The sequence below is a fragment of the Nocardioides montaniterrae genome (assembly GCF_054782655.1).
In genome coordinates this window covers 149599-166170 of the sequence record NZ_BAAGSB010000003.1, presented here as the reverse complement: position 1 = coordinate 166170, position 16572 = coordinate 149599, and the positions used below count along the sequence as shown (strand labels likewise).

18 protein-coding genes are annotated in these 16572 nt (G+C 70.8%); 7 read left to right on the top strand and 11 right to left on the bottom strand.

Annotation, left to right across the window (positions count from 1 at the left end; translation table 11 throughout):
• Positions 1–104: 104 nt before the first annotated feature.
• Positions 105–587 (top strand): hypothetical protein, encoded by a 483-nt coding sequence (locus tag ACYVJ3_RS07005; RefSeq protein ID WP_460851969.1) that lies wholly within the window; start codon positions 105–107, stop codon positions 585–587.
• 81 nt (positions 588–668) lie between these two features.
• On the opposite strand, the gene ACYVJ3_RS07000 is transcribed toward ACYVJ3_RS07005, so the two are convergent.
• Both ACYVJ3_RS07000 and ACYVJ3_RS06995 read right to left on the bottom strand, forming a co-directional pair.
• On the bottom strand, positions 669–1883 hold the full coding sequence (locus ACYVJ3_RS07000) for an acyl-CoA dehydrogenase family protein (RefSeq protein WP_460851968.1): 1215 nt from the start codon (positions 1881–1883) through the stop codon (positions 669–671).
• Entirely contained in the window at positions 1883–3247 is a 1365-nt protein-coding gene (locus tag ACYVJ3_RS06995) for an acyl-CoA dehydrogenase family protein (protein WP_460851966.1), read from the bottom strand. Before ACYVJ3_RS06995 ends, ACYVJ3_RS07000 begins: the two co-directional genes overlap by 1 nt.
• A 96-nt stretch (positions 3248–3343) precedes the next feature.
• On the opposite strand from ACYVJ3_RS06995, the gene def reads away from it, so the two are divergent.
• Both def and ACYVJ3_RS06985 read left to right on the top strand, forming a co-directional pair.
• Positions 3344–3958, top strand: a complete 615-nt coding sequence (def, locus tag ACYVJ3_RS06990; protein ID WP_460851965.1) for a peptide deformylase — start codon at positions 3344–3346, stop codon at positions 3956–3958.
• A gap of 2 nt (positions 3959–3960) precedes the next feature.
• Complete coding sequence (locus tag ACYVJ3_RS06985) at positions 3961–4875, top strand: alpha/beta hydrolase (RefSeq protein WP_460851963.1); 915 nt, start codon at positions 3961–3963, stop codon at positions 4873–4875.
• Between the two features lie 18 nt (positions 4876–4893).
• Here the strand turns inward: ACYVJ3_RS06985 and ACYVJ3_RS06980 are convergent, their stop codons facing one another.
• The 5 genes from ACYVJ3_RS06980 to ACYVJ3_RS06960 form a co-directional block, all read right to left on the bottom strand.
• Positions 4894–5508 (bottom strand): hypothetical protein, encoded by a 615-nt coding sequence (locus tag ACYVJ3_RS06980; protein WP_460851962.1) that lies wholly within the window; start codon positions 5506–5508, stop codon positions 4894–4896.
• A gap of 98 nt (positions 5509–5606) precedes the next feature.
• Complete coding sequence (locus ACYVJ3_RS06975) at positions 5607–5999, bottom strand: hypothetical protein (RefSeq protein WP_460851960.1); 393 nt, start codon at positions 5997–5999, stop codon at positions 5607–5609.
• A gap of 48 nt (positions 6000–6047) precedes the next feature.
• Positions 6048–7121 (bottom strand): threonine aldolase family protein, encoded by a 1074-nt coding sequence (locus ACYVJ3_RS06970; protein WP_460851958.1) that lies wholly within the window; start codon positions 7119–7121, stop codon positions 6048–6050.
• Positions 7118–8431, bottom strand: a complete 1314-nt coding sequence (locus ACYVJ3_RS06965; protein WP_460851957.1) for a DUF6421 family protein — start codon at positions 8429–8431, stop codon at positions 7118–7120. Before ACYVJ3_RS06965 ends, ACYVJ3_RS06970 begins: the two co-directional genes overlap by 4 nt.
• Positions 8432–8464: 33 nt before the next feature.
• Positions 8465–9307 carry a serine protein kinase RIO gene (locus ACYVJ3_RS06960; protein WP_460851956.1) on the bottom strand — a complete coding sequence of 281 codons (843 nt, stop codon included), beginning with the start codon at positions 9305–9307 and terminating at the stop codon, positions 8465–8467.
• A 296-nt stretch (positions 9308–9603) separates the two neighbouring features.
• Between ACYVJ3_RS06960 and ACYVJ3_RS06955 the strand changes: the two genes are divergently transcribed.
• Positions 9604–10494, top strand: coding sequence for a trypsin-like serine peptidase (locus tag ACYVJ3_RS06955; protein WP_460851954.1), 891 nt, complete (start codon positions 9604–9606; stop codon positions 10492–10494).
• Positions 10495–10502: 8 nt separating this feature from the next.
• Here ACYVJ3_RS06955 and ACYVJ3_RS06950 read toward each other — a convergent pair whose 3' ends face one another.
• Both ACYVJ3_RS06950 and cobA read right to left on the bottom strand, forming a co-directional pair.
• Positions 10503–11306, bottom strand: coding sequence for a TrmH family RNA methyltransferase (locus tag ACYVJ3_RS06950; protein WP_460851952.1), 804 nt, complete (start codon positions 11304–11306; stop codon positions 10503–10505).
• 11 nt (positions 11307–11317) lie between these two features.
• A complete protein-coding gene (gene cobA / locus ACYVJ3_RS06945) occupies positions 11318–12559 on the bottom strand; it encodes a uroporphyrinogen-III C-methyltransferase (RefSeq protein ID WP_460851951.1) in 1242 nt (413 codons plus the stop codon).
• A gap of 62 nt (positions 12560–12621) precedes the next feature.
• Here cobA and ACYVJ3_RS06940 point away from each other — a divergent pair, with 62 nt between their 5' ends.
• Complete coding sequence (locus ACYVJ3_RS06940) at positions 12622–13149, top strand: YbhB/YbcL family Raf kinase inhibitor-like protein (RefSeq protein WP_460851950.1); 528 nt, start codon at positions 12622–12624, stop codon at positions 13147–13149.
• A 126-nt stretch (positions 13150–13275) separates the two neighbouring features.
• On the opposite strand, the gene ACYVJ3_RS06935 is transcribed toward ACYVJ3_RS06940, so the two are convergent.
• On the bottom strand, positions 13276–14490 hold the full coding sequence (locus tag ACYVJ3_RS06935; RefSeq protein WP_460851948.1) for an MFS transporter: 1215 nt from the start codon (positions 14488–14490) through the stop codon (positions 13276–13278).
• Complete coding sequence (locus ACYVJ3_RS06930; protein ID WP_460851946.1) at positions 14483–15202, bottom strand: phosphotransferase; 720 nt, start codon at positions 15200–15202, stop codon at positions 14483–14485. The genes ACYVJ3_RS06935 and ACYVJ3_RS06930 overlap by 8 nt, the downstream gene beginning before the upstream one ends.
• Positions 15203–15227: 25 nt before the next feature.
• Here ACYVJ3_RS06930 and ACYVJ3_RS06925 point away from each other — a divergent pair, with 25 nt between their 5' ends.
• Together ACYVJ3_RS06925 and ACYVJ3_RS06920 are read left to right on the top strand one after the other, a co-directional pair.
• The gene (locus ACYVJ3_RS06925) at positions 15228–16181 is read left to right on the top strand and encodes an alpha/beta hydrolase (RefSeq protein ID WP_460851944.1); all 954 of its coding nucleotides are present in this window, start codon (positions 15228–15230) and stop codon (positions 16179–16181) included.
• Positions 16182–16208: 27 nt separating this feature from the next.
• The gene (locus ACYVJ3_RS06920; RefSeq protein ID WP_460851943.1) at positions 16209–16571 is read left to right on the top strand and encodes a DUF4267 domain-containing protein; all 363 of its coding nucleotides are present in this window, start codon (positions 16209–16211) and stop codon (positions 16569–16571) included.
• Position 16572 lies beyond the last annotated feature (1 nt).

Genomic DNA, 16572 nt, shown 5'->3' with positions numbered 1-16572 from the left:
CGCGATGCGGACGGCGCGTTACCTGCCAGTAGGTCGGCAGTTAGGGTCCACGTAACGGGTGAATCCCGTCTCGGGTTCATCGCACGATGAAAGGAAGTTCCGTTATGAACAAGCGCATCGCATCCGCCGCTGCCGTCGCTGCCATCGCCGCCGTCTCCCTGACCGGCTGCTCCAAGGACGACGCCAAGGGCGCGCTCGACAAGGGCAAGGCCGCCGCGAGCCAGGCCGCCAACAGCAAGCAGGGCAAGGACGCCCTCAAGAAGGCCAAGGACAAGGCCTCCTCGATGATGAACGGCGGCAGCTCCGCCGCTCCGTCCGACACCGCCTCCGGTGCCGCCAGCCCGGCCGCGACCGGCGCCACGGTCGACCTCGGCAAGTTCGCCGGCAACAAGAAGGCCAAGATCGTCGGCGCGTTCTACACCAAGCGCCGCGACGGCAAGCCGGGCCCGTTCCTGGTCACCGTGACCGGCGTCAAGGCCAACAAGGTCGCCGTCTGCGTGGGCCCGAAGGGCACGCGCTCGCAGGCCGTCGTCGTCGCCAAGGGCAAGGTCAAGGGCGTCCAGAAGGGCTCCGCGTCCTGCGCCTGATCTGACGATCACCGCACCAGCACGGAAGCGGCCCACAACCGGGAGGTTGTGGGCCGCTTCGGCGTTCTCAGCAGTACGCCGTCACTTGAGCTCGGCGCTCGACAGGCCCAGGACCCGGCGCGCCACGATCAGCTGCTGGATCTGCTGGGTGCCCTCGAAGATGTCGAGGATCTTGGAGTCGCGCGCCCATTTCTCGAGCAGCTCGCCCTCGCTGTAGCCGACCGACGTGCACAGCTCGACACAGCCGAGCGTCACGTCGGAGCCGACGCGGCCGGCCTTCGCCTTGGCCATCGAGGCCTCCAGCGAGTTGGGCTTGCGGTTGTCGGCCATCCACGCCGCCTGGAGGGTGAGCAGGCGGCCCATCTCCCAGTTGGTCTCCAGCTCGAGGAACTTGGCCGCGGCCGCCGACTGCAGCTGTGCGGGCCGGTCGTAGTCGACCTCGACGCCGGCCTGCTTGAGCAGGTCGCGGGTCAGGTCGAGCGACGCGCGCGCACATCCGACGGCCATCGCCGCGACGAGCGGCCGGGTGTTGTCGAAGGTCGCCATCGCACCCGCGAAGCCGGCCTTGACGTCGATCTCCGGGGAGCCGAGGAGGTTCTCCTTCGGGACGCGCACGTCGGTGAAGGTGATGACAGCGGTGTCGGAGGCCCGTATGCCGAGCTTCTCCTCGAGCCGCTCCACCTTCACGCCCGGCATGTCCTTGGTGACCAGGAACGACTTGATCGCCGCACGACCGAGCGACTTGTCGAGCGTCGCCCAGACGACGATCGAGTCGGACCGCTCGCCGGAGGTCACGAAGATCTTCTCGCCGTTGATGACGTAGTGGTCGCCGTCGACCACCGCCGTGGTGGAGACCTGCGCGGAGTCGGAGCCGAACGACGGCTCGGTGATCGCCATCGAGGCCCACGTGCCCTTGAACCGCTCGAGCTGCTCGTCGTTGGCGACCGACGCGATCGCGGAGTTGCCCAGACCCTGGCGGGGCATGGACAGCAGCAGGCCGACGTCTCCCCAGCACATCTCGGCGACCGAGGTCACCGAGGCCATGTTGGAGCCGTTCTTGACGCTCGTGTCCTGGTCCTTGTCATCGCGACGTACGCCGGTCGCGCCGGCGCCCTCGCTGGCACCTGACTCGGACAGGCCGTCGATCATCGCAGCCAGCATGTCGAGCTCGGTGGGGTACTCGTGCTCGGCGATGTCGTACTTGCGGCTGATCGGCCGCAGCATGTTCATCGCAACCTGGTGCGCCTGGTCGATCAGCGCCCGGTGCTTCTTGGGGACTTCCAGATTGATAGCCATCAGACCAGAACCGTGCCTTCCATGATGCCGATGGCACGCAGGTCGCGGTACCACCGCTCGACCGGGTGCTCCTTGACGAATCCGTGGCCACCGAGCAGCTGGACACCGTCCAGGCCGATGCGCATGCCGTGGTCGGCACACGCCTTGCGGGCCATGGCGACCTCCTTGCTGAAGTCCTTGCCGGCGGCCGCACGAGCGGCAGCGCGGTAGGTCAGCAGGCGCATGCCCTGGAGCTCGATCGCCATGTTGGCGACCATGAATGCGACCGACTGGCGGTGGCCGATCGGCTCTCCGAACGCCTCGCGCTCCTTGACGTAGGGCGTGACGTAGTCGAGGACGGCCTGGGCCGTGCCGAGCGAGAGCGCACACCAGGCGAGGCGCGAGAGACGCACGCAGTCGGCGTACGTCGACCCGTCGGTGTCGCCGAGGACGGCCTCGGCCGGGACCTTGGCGTCCTCGAGGGTGAGCGTGGTCAGCGAGCCGGCGCGGACACCCATCGCGGGGTCACCGCCGACGCTGAGTCCCTCGGTCGAGGACTCGACCAGGAACAGCACCGGCTTGCCGTCGAGCTGGGCGCCGACGATGAAGAGCTCGGCGTGGTCACCGCGGGCGACCAGCGACTTCTTGCCGTTGAGGACGTAGCCGTCCGCGGTCTTGGTCGCGGTGGTCGACGGGGCGAGCACGTCGAAGAGGACGGCCGGCTCGTTGAGCGCCAGCGCTGCGGCGGGGACCTCGGTTCCGGTGAACGCCGGCAGGTACGTCTGCTGCTGCTGGTCGGTGCCCCACAGGCCGATCGCGGTGGCGACCGAGCCGGGCGCGAGCGTGGCGACGGCCAGGCCCATGTCGCCCTTGGCGAGAGCCTCGGCGACGAGCGTGCCGGCCATGGCCGAGCGCTCCTCGGAGATGCCGCCGAGCTCCTCGGGCAGGCCCAGGATCGGCAGACCGATCTCCAGGCTGGCCTTCAGCAGGTCGTCGGGAGCCGCGCAGTCGTGGTCGGCCTGGGCCGCGGCCGGGCGGACGACCTCGCTGGCGAAGTCGGACACGACGTCGACGAGCATCTGCTCGTCCTCGCTCGGGGTCAGGTCGAAGGGGCCGCTGCCGGCGACCGGCGCCGGGCGCGCACCCGGCGCACCGTTCTTGCCGGACTTGGCGAAGGTGCGACTCGCGTTGGTCGCGGCCTTGAAGCCGGTCCGGGTGACCGTGAAGACGGCCTGCTCGGTCTGCTTGCGCAGACCGATCTTGTCGATCAGATCGCTCTGGGCGAGCCTGCTGAGGCCGGCGACGAGGATGCCGATGGGATCACGGCTCTCGTTGCGCGGGACCCCGTGCTTGCCACCTGGCTTGAAGTTGGGGATGAGGGACATGCCCAAAATGTAACTCAGAGTTACACATCGGTCTACAGCCGCTCGGCGCGTCGCCCCCTGCAATGTCGCGACAGCCGCGGACCTATGCTCCGACCCATGGCTCGCGGCAAGACTCCCCCACCCGAACCGGTCGTGCATGCGCCGTACGGAGCGCTCCCGGAGGGCGGCACCGTCCGCCCGATGACGCGCTGGGGCACCGACGTCATGCACCGTCCACAGCAGCCGGTGACGGCGTACGACGACGCGCTCCGCGCGCTCGCCGCCGACATGGTCGCCACGATGTACGCCGCCGAGGGCGTCGGCCTGGCTGCCTGCCAGATCGGCGAGGACGTGGCGATGTTCGTCTTCGACTGCCCCGACGCCGCCGGTGAGCACTGGCAGGGCGTCGTGTGCAACCCGACCGTGATCCTCCCCGAGGGCAAGGAGCGCCGACTCGACGACGGCGACGAGGGCTGCCTGTCCTACCCCGGCGCGTTCGTTCCGTGCGCGCGGCCGGACTTCGCGACCGTCGAGGGCTTCGGTCTGGACGGGCAGCCGGTCCGTTTCGAGGGCGATGGCCTGCTGGCGCGCTGCCTGCAGCACGAGACCGACCACACCGTCGGCACCGTGTTCGGCGACCGCCTCGGCGATCGGGCTCGCAAGAAGCTGCGCAAGCAGCACGACGGCGCGGTCCCGGACTATCCGGAGGACTGGCCCGCCACTACGGTCTGAGCATGCCCGTAGACCCGCAGCTGCAGCCGCTTCTCGACCTCCTCGCCGGCGCGAGGCCGATGCAGGAGATGACGCCCGAGGAGGCCCGGATGGCCTTCCGCACCATGGCGATCGACATGCGGCCCGCCGCGACGAAGACCGCGGTCGCATCGGTGGAGGACATCGAGGTGGCGGGAGCCGTCGGACCGCTCGGAGCCCGGGTCTACCGGCCCGAGGGTGACGGCCCCAAGCCGACCATCGCGCTGTTCCACGGCGGCGGCTTCGTGGTGGGCGACCTCGACACCCATGACGCGATGGCACGCACGATCTGTGCGGGAGCCGACGCGGTCGTCGTCTCGGTCGACTACCGCCTCGCGCCCGAGCACGCCTTCCCCGCCGCTCCGCAGGACGCGATCGCCGCGACGAAGGACATCCAGGCGCGACTGGCCGAGCTCGGCGGCAGCGACGTCCTCGCCGTGGCGGGCGACTCTGCGGGCGGGAACCTCTCCGCCGTCGCCGCCCAGCAGGTGCCCGGGATCAAGGCCCAGCTGCTGATCTACCCGGCCACCGACCTTGCCGGGCGCTACCCCTCCAACGAGGAGAACGCCACCGGCTACTTCCTCGACGAGCCGCTGATGCTCTGGTTCGGCGCCAACTACGTCGGCGGCAGCGCCGACCTCGACGTCACCGACCCGATGCTCGCCCCGATCCACGGCGAGGTCGCCGGCCTGCCGCCGGCCGTGATCGTGACGGCCGAGCTCGACCCGCTCCGCGACCAGGGCATCGCGTACGCCGACGCGCTGGCCGCTGCCGGCGTACCGACGGAGCAGGCGACGTACGCCGGCCTCATCCACGGCTTCTACGACATGGACTTCTTCTGCGACGCGGCCAAGGACGCGATCGCCGACTCGCTCGGGCGGTTCCGCGCGCTGCTCTGAGCGACGAGGCGCAGCCCGTCACTCGCCTCCTTGGCCCCACCGGATCGGCGAGTCCATCGACCAACGGGGGTCGTCCAGGCTCACCCACTGCGCACCGTGCACGACCCCGCCGTCCTCGACGTCGTCCCACGCGCAGCCGTTGGCACCGGACGGGTCCGGAGCGCAGTCGTCGGGCTGCTCGAGCATCTTCCCCGACGTGGCGCCGCCCTCCACCCACAGCACGCTCAACGGCGCGAACGGCGCCGTCGGCATCTCGGCGTGACCGTCCATCGTCGACTGGTAGCGCACCACCCACACCGTGCCGCCCTTGAAACCATCAGGCAGGGCGCTCGGGGCGAAGGACGCATCGGTCGACTCCTCCACCGCCGTCACCGTGAGCTTCGCGCGGAGGATCGGCTGGTTGGAGGTGTCGCGATAGGGCACCGTCGCCGTCGTACCGAGGCACAGGACCGATCCGGGCACGGTGAAGCCGTCCTTGGTCACCTCGGGATGGGTCGTGCACTTCTCCTGCGGGAGGTCGCTGCCGCCAGCGTGGGGAGCGGCTCCGTCGCTCGCTCCGCCGCAACCGGCGAGGACGAGCGCCGAGGGAGCGAGCGCGAGGAGGATGGACAGGGCCCGAGAACGTCGCGACATGCGCGGTGCCTACCCGCTTCGACCTCGGCCGAACCCCGCGCCACAGACGCGAACGAGCACCGGCCCCGAGGGGACCGGTGCTCGTGCGTCGTGGCGGTTCAGCGACCGAGGGCGGGAGGGAGGAAGGTGAGGGCCAGGAACGCCGCCGACAGGCAGCCGATGATGAGGCCGGCCAGCGCGACGCCGAACCCGGTGTTCGGGCTCCGACGGCGGACCCCGAGCCCGACGCCGGAGCAGACGAAGCCGATGAGGGCTGGAACGGCGAAGATGCCGAGGAAGAAGTAGCCGAGCTCGGGGCCGAACATCTGGTCCTGCTTGACCGATTCGGGCGTGCTGGCCCACTCGGCCCAGGTGACCGCGGCGATCCCGCCCAGCGCGAGGAGCTGGACCCCGGACACGATCAGTCCCCAGACCCCGACGACGCCGGCCGGCGGCGTCGAGGAGGCGGGACGGCGGGAGGTGGACAGGTCAGCGGCGGCGTGAGTGTTCATGGAGCCAACGCTGGCGGGCGGCCGCGTCGGGGACACGGGTGCTCCTACTCAGATCCGTTCGCCCGCAGCGGCGAGGGCCGCGACGAAGGCGTCGACGTGCGCCTCGGTGTGGTCGAAGCTGCACATCCACCGTGCCACCGGATGGGCGTGGTCCGTCTCGTCCCAGAGGTAGAACGGGAAGTCCTTCTCGACCCGCTCGGCGACCGCGCGCGGCAGCCGGGCGAAGACGGCGTTGGCATGGACCGGCGAGGTCACGCTGATGCCGTGGATGCCCTCGACGCCGGCCGCGAGGCGCCGGGCCATCGCGTTGGCGTGGGCCGCACCGCGCAACCACAGGTCGTCGGTGAGCAGTGCCTCGAGCTGGGCGGACACGAAGCGCATCTTCGAGCTGAGCTGCATCGAGAGCTTGCGCAGGTAGAGCTCGCCGCGCAGCCGCTCCGGCGACAGGACCACCACCGCCTCGCCGTACAACATGCCGTTCTTGGTGCCGCCGAAGGAGATCACGTCGACGCCGGCATCGCGGGTGAACGCCCTGACCGGTACGCCGAGCGCGGCGGCCGCGTTGGCGATGCGGGCCCCGTCCATGTGGACGGCCATGCCGTGACCGTGCGCGATGTCGGCCAGCGCCTTGACCTCGGCCGGCGTGTAGACGGTGCCGTGCTCGGTGCTCTGGGTCAGGCTGAGGACAGACGGGCGCGCCCGGTGCTCGTCCTCGAACTCCCTGACCGGGATGCTGAGCAGCTCGGGAGTGAGCTTGGCGTGCTTGGCCGGGATCGCGAGCAGCTTGAGCCCACCGATGCGCTCGGGGGCGCCGCACTCGTCGGTGTTGATGTGGGCGTCGCTGGTGCAGACGACGGCGTCCCAACGCTCGGTCATCGCCATCAGGCTGACCACGTTGGCGCCCGTGCCGTTCCAGACCGGGTAGACCTCGATGCCCTCGCCGAACAGCGGGGCGAACAGGTCCGGCAGCGCCTCGGTGTAGGGGTCCGCGCCGTACGCCGTGACGTGGCCGCCGTTGGCGCGCGCGATCGCCTCGAGGACCTCGGGGTGCGCGCCGGCGTAGTTGTCGCTGGCGAAGCCGACCCGCTCGGGGTCGTGGCGCTGGATGATCGGGGCCCTCATGCCGACAGTCTGCCCGTCGCACCCCTCGTCGACTCGATGACTCCCCCGAGCTTCTTGGCCAGGGCCTCGTAGAACATGCTCAACGGGAACTCGTCGGGAAGGACGTCGTCCACCAGGTCGCGCGGCGTCCGGGTGAGGTCGAGCGCGTCCTGGGCGCGGGCCCAGCGCGAAGCAGGGTGCGCCGGGAGGTACGCCGACACGAGCGCGTGCCCGGCGAGCCAGTGGCTGAGCTTCGGGCGGTCGATGCCGGCGCGGTAGAAGCGCTCGACCTCCTCACCGAGGTGGATGGTGTGGAGCCGCGCGGCCACGAAGTCGATGTGCAGACGGTTGTCGGTCCAGCGGATCGCGTCGTGCTGGTGCAGGTAGGCGAAGAGCAGCTGCCCACCCAGTCCGTCGTAGTTGCGGACCCGGGTGCCGGTGACCGGGAAGCGGAAGAGCCGATCGAACAGGACGGCGTACTGCACGTCGCTCGCCTGGGCGACGCCCTCGTTGACCAGCTTGCCCGCCTCGCGGAAGGCGGTCAGGTCGCAGCGCAGCTCCTCGAGGGCGTACATCCAGAACGGCTGGCGCTGACGGATCATGAACGGGTCGAAGGGCAGGTCGCCGCGGCTGTGGGTCCGGTCGTGGATCAGGTCCCACAGGACGAACGCCTCCTCGCAACGGGCTTGGTCGGCCAGCAGCGCCCGGGCGTCCTCGGGCAGGCCGATGCCGAGCGTCTCGGCCGCCGCCCCGGCGACGGCGCGGAACCGTGCCGCCTCCCGGTCGCAGAAGATGGCTCCCCAGGTGTAGCGCTCGGGGGTCCGGCGTACGGCGACCGTCTCGGGGAACAGCACGGCCGAGTGGGTGTCGTAGCCGCTGGTGAAGTCGTCGAAGCGGATCGGGACGAACATCGGGTTGTCGTAGCGGGTGCGCTCGAGCTCGGCCAGCCAGTCGGGCCACACCTCGTGGATCAGCACGGCCTCGAGGTGGCGCTCGGTGCTGCCGTTCTGGGTGTACATCGGGAAGACGACCAGGTGACCACGACCGTCGGCCCGCCCCGTCGAGGGGTGGAAGGCGGTGAGCGAGTCGAGGAAGTCCGGCGTACCGAAGCCGTCGGCCTGCCAGCGCTCCAGGTCGGCGTCGAGCACCTCGAGGTAGGCACCGTCGTGCGGGAAGCGCTCGGCGAGCTCCCCCACGCACGAGCGGATCGTGTCCATCAGCGCCGACGGCGCGCCGGGTGCCGAGCCGTCGGCCTGCTGATGGGCCTGGAACGCACCGATCGCTTCGCGGAGCGCGGTCCAACGTGCATCGTGACGAAGATCTTGCGGCATGTGATCGATCCTACGACAGATCTTCCCGTCTGGTCAGAAGGCGTGCGCGACCAGATCACTGAACACCGCGCCCTCGTCGACCTCCAGCCCGCGGGCCCGGAACCAGCCGCAGACGTTCGCGCAGTCACGCAGCAGCAGGTCGAAGCCGGCCGGGTTGCCGACCAGGTCGACGATCTGGGGCAGGTCGATGATCACGAGTCGCTCGCCGGTCGCCAGGATGTTGTACGGCGAGAGGTCACCGTGGACGATCCCGTCCTGGACCATCAGCGCCAGCGCGTCGACGAGCTGGTCGAAGTAGGTCTGCAGCAGCGCCCGCTCCGGCCGGACCTGGGCCAGTCGGGGCGCCGACTCCCCCGTCGTGTCGGTGACCCACTCCATCAGGATCTCGGTCCCGTCGATCTGCACCGGATAGGGCACGGGCGCGCCGAGGCACCACAGCCGGCTCAGGGCGTTCCACTCCGAGGCGGCCCACTCGCCGGCCGCAACGCTGCGCCCGTACGCCGACTTGCGGTTGAGCGCCCGCTCGTCGCGGGAGCGGCGTACGGATCGGCCGTCGGTGTAGGAGGCAGAGCGGTGGAAGTTGCGGTGGTCGGTGTCGCGGTAGCGCTTGGCGGCCATCACGACGCCGGGACCGGGGTCGTGCGGATCGGCGCGCTCCAGCAGGAAGACGTCGGCCTCCTTGCCGGTCTTGAGGATGCCGAGCTCGGTGTCGACCGCGCCCTGCGAGGTCACCAGCCAGTCAGGTCGCGGCTCCGGGCCGCGCGAGAGGGGCTCGACGGTGAGCCAGGTGGACCAGCGTTGACCGGGCGCGAGGTCGTCATAGGTCGTGAAGTCGAAGACGAAGGAGGGGTCGATCCCCTCGAGGTCGTGGGACAAGGTGGGTGCTCCGGGGGTGAGAGGTCTGGCTGTTCGGGGACAGGCCAAGGGCAGTCATGGACACGTCACGACTCCTCTCATCACGGTGCGGTCCTGAGCCGGCACCTCGTCGGTGCCGATGGTCACGCCTGGGTGCCGCGTACGGCAACCGGATTTCGGCTGGGCCTTGCTCGCCGGGCACGCCTGCGTCGACAACTCGGACGATTCCCGGACAGCCAAACCACCCTCATAGGTCGAACGGTCCGCTTCCCTGGGTGAACCACATGACACCGACCAGCCACATCAAGGGAGCCACCGTGAAGATCAGGCGCCGCATCGCGGCCATCGCAGCGGCCGGAGCCACCATCGCCGTCGCCGCACCCGCGCTGGCTACCGTCACCGGTCACGGCGAGGTCCACATCAAGCTGCCCATGAGCGACATCTCGGCCGCAGCCGGCTACCTCATCACCGAGAACTCCGCCGGCACCGACGAGCAGTGCTCCGGCGCCCTCGTCGGAGCCTCGACGTTCCTCACGGCCGGGCACTGCATGTTCCCCGGCGGCGGCTCCCACGCCACTCACCTCGCCTTCGTGGACCTCGGCCGCACCCGCGTCCCCAAGAGCGGCGGGGGCTACAGCACGCAGTACATCTACCGGTGCTGGGCGGACAGGTCCTACACGCCACTCACCTCGTCTCCGACCGGGTGGGCAGCCGGCGTCAACTCCATGTACACCAACGACTGGGCCGTCATGCACCTCGCGCGGTGCTACACCCGCGGCGGTTCCCGAATCTCGGGAGCGCCCGGCGCCAGTGGCCGGATTGCCTACTACGGCGTCGGCGGGACCCCCAGCAGCAGCCTCGGCCTCTTGTCGCCGACCTACCCCCTCAACCTCAAGGGTGGCCTGCTGGAGGTCTTCGGGACGGTCACGACCGCCGGCTCCGACATCGGCGACTGCGTGCACTACACCAACTCCGTCACCGACTTCTGGAACTTCTCCGGCGCTCAGACGGCCGGCGTCACGCATGGGTCGTCGGGTGGCCCGCTACTGATGAACTCCAAGAACCCGACGGTCGTCGGCATCGTCAACGGCGGCTGCTGGTCCAGCAGCAACACCTACTACGTCAAGGCCACCAACGCGATGGTCAACAGGGTGGCCGCCGCGCGCGCAGGCAACTGGTCCGGCGCGAAGACCATCACGCTGCCCTGACCAGCGCGTCAGCGCTGGGCGGTGACGTAGCACGCGACCGCGGAGGCGGCGGCCACGTTGAGCGAGTCGATGCCGCGACTCATCGGGATGATCGCCCGTCGATCGGCGCTCTGCTGCCATCGGTCGGAGAGGCCGTGGCCCTCGGAGCCGAGCACGAGGGCGAGCCGGTCGACGCCGGCGACGGCCTCCTCGATCGGGACCGCGTCGTCGGCGAGCGTCAGGGCGATCGTCGTGAAGCCACGAGCGGTGAGGTCCGGCAGGGCGTCGTACCAGGCGGGCAGGCGGGTCCAGGGCAGCGAGAACACCGCGCCCATGGCGACCTTGATCGAACGGCGGTAGAGCGGATCCGCGCACCGGGGCGCGAGCAGGACGGCGTCGAAGCCGAGGGCGGCGCCGCTCCTGAAGATCGCGCCGACGTTCGCGTGATCGACGATCTCCTCGAGGACGAGGACCGAGCGGGCACCGTCGAGGACGTCGTCGAGGCTGGGCAGCGGGGTCCGCTCGAGCGAGGCCAGCGCTCCGCGGTGCACGTGGAAGCCTGTGACCTCCTCGGCCAGCCGCTCGCTCATGACGTAGACGGGTGCGTCCGTCGTGTCCAGGACGTCGGCCAGCCCCTCGAGCCACTTGGGCGCCATCAGGAAGCTTCGGGGCGTGGCGCCACCGGCCACGGCGCGGCGTACGACCTTCTCGCCCTCGGCGAGGAAGAGGCCGTGCTCGGCCTCGAGCGACTTGCGCAGCTGTGCGTCGCGCAGGTCCCGGTAGTCCGCGAGACGCGGGTCGGCCGGGTCCTCGATCTCGACGTGCTCAGCCATGTCGTCGAGGCTCAGTAGGCGTCGGGATGAGCGACCCGGACGACCTCGCCGATCACGATGATCGCGGGCGGCTTGACCTCCGCCGCCCTCATCTCCTGCTCGAGCGTGCCGAGCGTGGCCAGGACGGTGCGCTGGGTCGGCATGGTGCCGTCGCAGACGACCGCGACCGGGGTCTCGGCCGGGCGGCCGCCCTCGAGGAGCGCGGTGGCGATGGCGGGCGCGTTCTCGACGGCCATCATCAGCACGACGGTGCCCTGCATCTTGGCGAGCGCGGCGTAGTTGACCAGCGACTCGGGATGTCCGGGCGGCAGGTGGCCGGAGACGATGCTGAACTCGTGGGTCACGCCGCGGTGGGTGACCGGGATGCCGGCGATCGCCGGGACGGAGACGGGCGAGGTCAGGCCCGGGATGACGGTGACCGGTACGCCGGCCTCGCGGCAGGCGATGATCTCCTCGTAGCCGCGGCCGAAGACGAAGTTGTCGCCGCCCTTGAAACGTACGACGTGGTTGCCGGCGAGCGCGCGCTCGACGATGACCTGGTTGATGTACTCCTGCGAGGCGTAGCGGCCGCGCGGCAGCTTGGCGACGTCGATCAGCTCGACGCTCGCCGGCAGGTCGGAGAGGAGCTCGCGCGGAGCGAGACGATCGGCCACGACGACGTCGGCCGCGGCGAGCGCCTTGCGTCCGGCGACGGTGATGAGGTCGGGGTGGCCCGGACCCCCGCCGACGAGGGTGACGGTGCCCGCGCGCAGGTCCTGGGCGTCACGGCCGTGCGGGGCGGCGTACGCGCCGTCCTCGAGGTGCTCGACGATCGCGTCGCGCACAGCGGCCGAGCGGCGCGGGTCGCGGTTGCCGATGACCGCGACCGTGAGGTCCTCGTGGCGTCCGACGGCCGGCGTCCAGGCCGTGCCGAGGGTGGCGTCGTCGGACCGCACGCAGAACGTGCGCTGCTCCTCGCAGAGCGCGCTGATCCGGTCGTTGACGGCCTTGTCGTCGGTCAGCGCCAGGACGTACCAGGCACCTCGGACGTCGGCGTCGTCGAACCGGCGCTGCTCCCAGGTGACCTCGCCGGAGCCGACCAGGCCCTCGATCGACATCGTGACCTCGGGCGCGACGACCTGGACCTCCGCACCCACCGCGATGAGCTGGGGAACGCGCCGCTGCGCGACGTGCCCGCCACCGACGACGAGGACGCGGCGGCCGGCGAGGCGGAGACCCGAGAGGTACGGCGCAAAGTCAGTCACGTGGGCCATTCTCGCCGGTCCTCGGGCCCGGCCCCTGTCGCGGGGTCACGGTGCGGACTAACTTCGGTGGCATGAGTCTCGATCGCCCCGTCACGCCCGACCCGTACCCGCTCCTTCCCGCTGCACCGTCGTTCTCGGTGACCAGCGCCGACGTCACCGACGGCCAGCCGCTCAAGGACGACCAGGTCGCCGCGCTGGGCAACACCTCGCCCCAGCTGTCGTGGGAGCCGGGCCCGGAGGGCACGAAGAGCTACACGATCACCTGCTTCGACCCCGATGCCCCGATCGTCAGCGGCTTCTGGCACTGGGTCGTCGTCGACGTACCTGCGTCGGTGACCTCGTTGTCGACCGGGGCCGGGGCGTCGGACGACTCCCTCCCCGCGGGTGCCTTCCACGTCCGCAACGACGGTGGCGAGGCCTGCTTCATGGGTGCCGCGCCACCGGAGGGCGACCAGGTCCACCGCTACTACTTCGTGGTGCACGCCGTGAACGAGGAGTCGCTCGGCGTCGACGCTTCCGCCACCCCGGCCGTCGTCGGGTTCAACCTGGCGTTCAAGACCGCCGGCCGGGCGATCCTGCACGGGACCTACCGGCACTGAGGGTCGGCGCCGGCGTGATCATGTAACACGCTGTTCGACCGTCTACCGCCCCGTTTTCTGCACTTCCACGTCGTCACGACGGCGTGGAAGAGCAGAAGACGGGGCGGTAGACCTGCGGACGACGTGTTACTTGTGCACGGTCCGCCGAGGCAGCACCACCAACAGCGCGACGAAGGCCAACGCGTTCACCGCGACGATGAGGACCTGGGCGAGCACCCGGCTCCCGTCGTAGGCCCAACCGAGCACGCCGCCGGCGATCAGCAGACCCAGGCCGCGGACCAGCGCGAGCCAGCCGAAGGCGACGGCGCGGCGTGCCGGGAGCACGAGCTCGGTGACGACGGCCTTGACCGTCGAGTCGAGGACGCCGTTGACCACGCCCCAGACGGCGACGCCCGCCCAGATCATCCAGGCGTGCAGGCCGAACGCGATGACGGCGGCACCGCCGGCGATCGGCACGAGGAGCAGGACCACCGGGCCACGCCTGTCGTAGAGCTGGCCGATCACGAGCCCGGTGAGCCCGTCGACGGCCATCGCGACGGCGAACAGGATGGGGATCATCGCATCGCTGAGCAGCCCGACATGGGTGGCGTGGAACGCGAGCAGCGGGAACGACGCGACGCCGCACGAGATGACCGCGACGGTTCCGACGTACCACCAGAAGCGAGCCGGCAGGCTCTGCGTGAGGTCGGGTGTCGACGGCAGCTTGGTGCCGCCCTCGGGCTCCTCGTAGGCCAGCGGGTCGGGGACGCGGGCTCGCAGCCAGAGCAGCACCGCGAGCACGGCGACACCCGGGACCGCGAGCACGCCGAACGCCAGCCGGTAGTCGCCCTCGTGCAGCGAGAGGACGGCGGCCAGGAGCAACGGGCCGAGGATGGCGCCGGTCTGGTCCATCGCCTGGTGGACGCCGAACGCCTTGCCGCGACCGGTCGCGCTGGACGCGTGGCTGAGCAGGGTGTCCTTGGCGGGCGCGCGGACAGCCTTGCCGAGACGCTCCGAGCCGTAGAGCAGCAGCGCCGGCACCATCGCGCCGGTGGCCCCGATCAACGGCACGCTCAGCACCGTCAGCGCGTAGCCGAGGATCGTCCACGGCCAGTAGCGACGGCTGCGCGCGACGGCGTACCCGGTGAACACGCGGAGGCCATAGCCGATGAACTCCCCCGCGCCCGCGACCAGGCCGACGACGGTCGCCGAGGCACCGAGCGTGGCCAGGTAGGGGCCGATGATGCTGCGGGCGCCCTCGTAGACCATGTCGGCCAGCAGGCTGACCACGCCGAAGGCGACGACGAACGACCACGGCCGCAGGGTCGGTCGGGCGTGATCGGTCGTCAGCGGGTCAGGCACTGCCGGCCTCCTCGAGAAGTCGTCCGAAGTCGTCCGCGTCCATGATGACGCGTGCCTGCTCGGCCAGGCGGTCGGCCCACTGCTCATCGCCCGGCCCGCCACGCCCACGGAGCCAGTCGCTCCAGAGCAGCTGCGCGACGAGCTGCCACAGGCGGACCCGCGCGACCTGTCGCGCGCTCGCGGGGGCGTAGTACAGCTGGGCCAGCCGCGCGGCTCCCGCCGCGTCCATCTCGCCACCCGCCGCGAGCCCGCCGAGGTCGGCGCCCGGCTCGTTGGTGCCGGCGTACTCCAGGTCGATCAGCCAGACCCGCTCGCCATCGTCGACCAGGTTGGCCGGCGTCAGGTCGCCGTGGCAGAGCACGGTCGGCTCGGGTGCGGCCCGCAACGCCGCGACGATCCCGTCCGGGTAGGTCGTGGCACCCAGCAGGTCGACGGCGTACGACGACCGTGCGCCGGTGTGCAGCGCACGGACCGCGCTGACGACCCGCCCGAGGACGGCATCGTCGCCGAGGTCGTCACGCGACAGGGGCCGGCCCTCGACGTACGCGACGACCAGGTGGTGCGGCCCCTCCTCCACGACGGTGGGGCCCACGCCCGCGCGTGCCGCGAGGACCGCGCCCTCGATCTCGGGCCGGCCGACGTCCAGTCGCACGACCAGGTCGACGTCGGCACGCACCCGGACGACGTCGGGCGCGAGCCGCTGGATGGTCATGGGCGCACCCTGGCAGACTTCCGGCGTGACCCGCGAGACCGACATCCTCGGCGAGCCCTGGCAGGCGGAGACGATCCGGCTGGCCGACGACTTCGAGGGCGAGGTGGTCGCCACGCTGGTGAGCCGTCCCACCGAGGAGCCGACCGAACGCGCCGTCCTGCACATCCACGGCTTCTCGGACTACTTCTTCCAGACCGAGTACGCCGAGTGGTGGCTCGACCGGGGTCACGACTTCTACGCGCTCGACCTGCGCAAGTACGGGCGGTCGCTGCGTCCGCACCAGTCGGGCACCTACGTCGACGACCTGACGGCGTACTTCGAGGAGCTGGACGCCGCGTGGGAGCGCATCACCCAGCGCGACGGGCACACCCGCGTCGTGGTGGTGGCCCACTCGACCGGCGGCCTGGTCGCGCCCCTCTGGCTCGATGCTCGGCAGCCCGACGCTCTCGAGGGCCTGGTGCTCAACTCCCCCTGGCTCGACCTCCAGGGCAAGCCGATCATGCGCTCGCCGCTGGTCAACCTCGGTGTCACGCAGATCGGCCGGTTCCGCCCGATGCAGGTGCTCGGCCGCGAGGTCGAGGGCTTCTACGGCAAGGGACTGCACAAGGACCACGGCGGCGAGTGGGAGTTCAACCTCGACTGGAAGCCGTTGAGCTCGTTCCCGGTCCGCTTCGGCTGGCTGGCCGCGATCCGGGCGGGGCACGCCAAGGTGCAGGCCGGGCTGGACGTGCCGGGCCCGGTGCTGGTGCTGTCCTCCGACCGATCGGGGGCGCCGACGAGCGCGGACGACGTGAAGGTGTCGACGACCGACATCGTGCTCGACGTACGCCAGATCCGGCGGTGGGCCACGGCCATCGGCAAGCACGTGACGTACGCCGCCGTGCCCGGCGCCATCCACGACGTCTTCATCTCGCGGCGGCCCGCGCGCGACCGCGCCTTCGACGAGACCGCCCGCTGGCTGGGCGCGTACGTCGACTGATCGCGGCATCGCCCCTAGGGTCGGGTCATGGACCCCGTGACCGGACTCTCCCTCGGCCGAATCGTCATCGGCATCGGCGCCTTCTTCGCCCCTGAGCTCACCGCCAGGATCTTCGGGCTCTCCCCCGAGACCAACGCCCACCTGCCCTACATGAGCCGCATGTTCGGTGCCCGCGAGATCGCCGTCGGCGCAATCACGCTCACCGCCACGGGCGAGGCGCGCACCAGGCTGGCGATGGTCGGCGTCGCGATCGACGCCGCCGACGCCACCAACGGGCTGCTCGAGCTGAAGTCGAAGCGGGTCCCCGTTCTTGCCGGCGGCATGCTCGCCGTCGTCGCCTCCGGCGCGGTCGCCTCGGGCGTGCTGGCGCTGGTCAAGAACCGGGACTGAA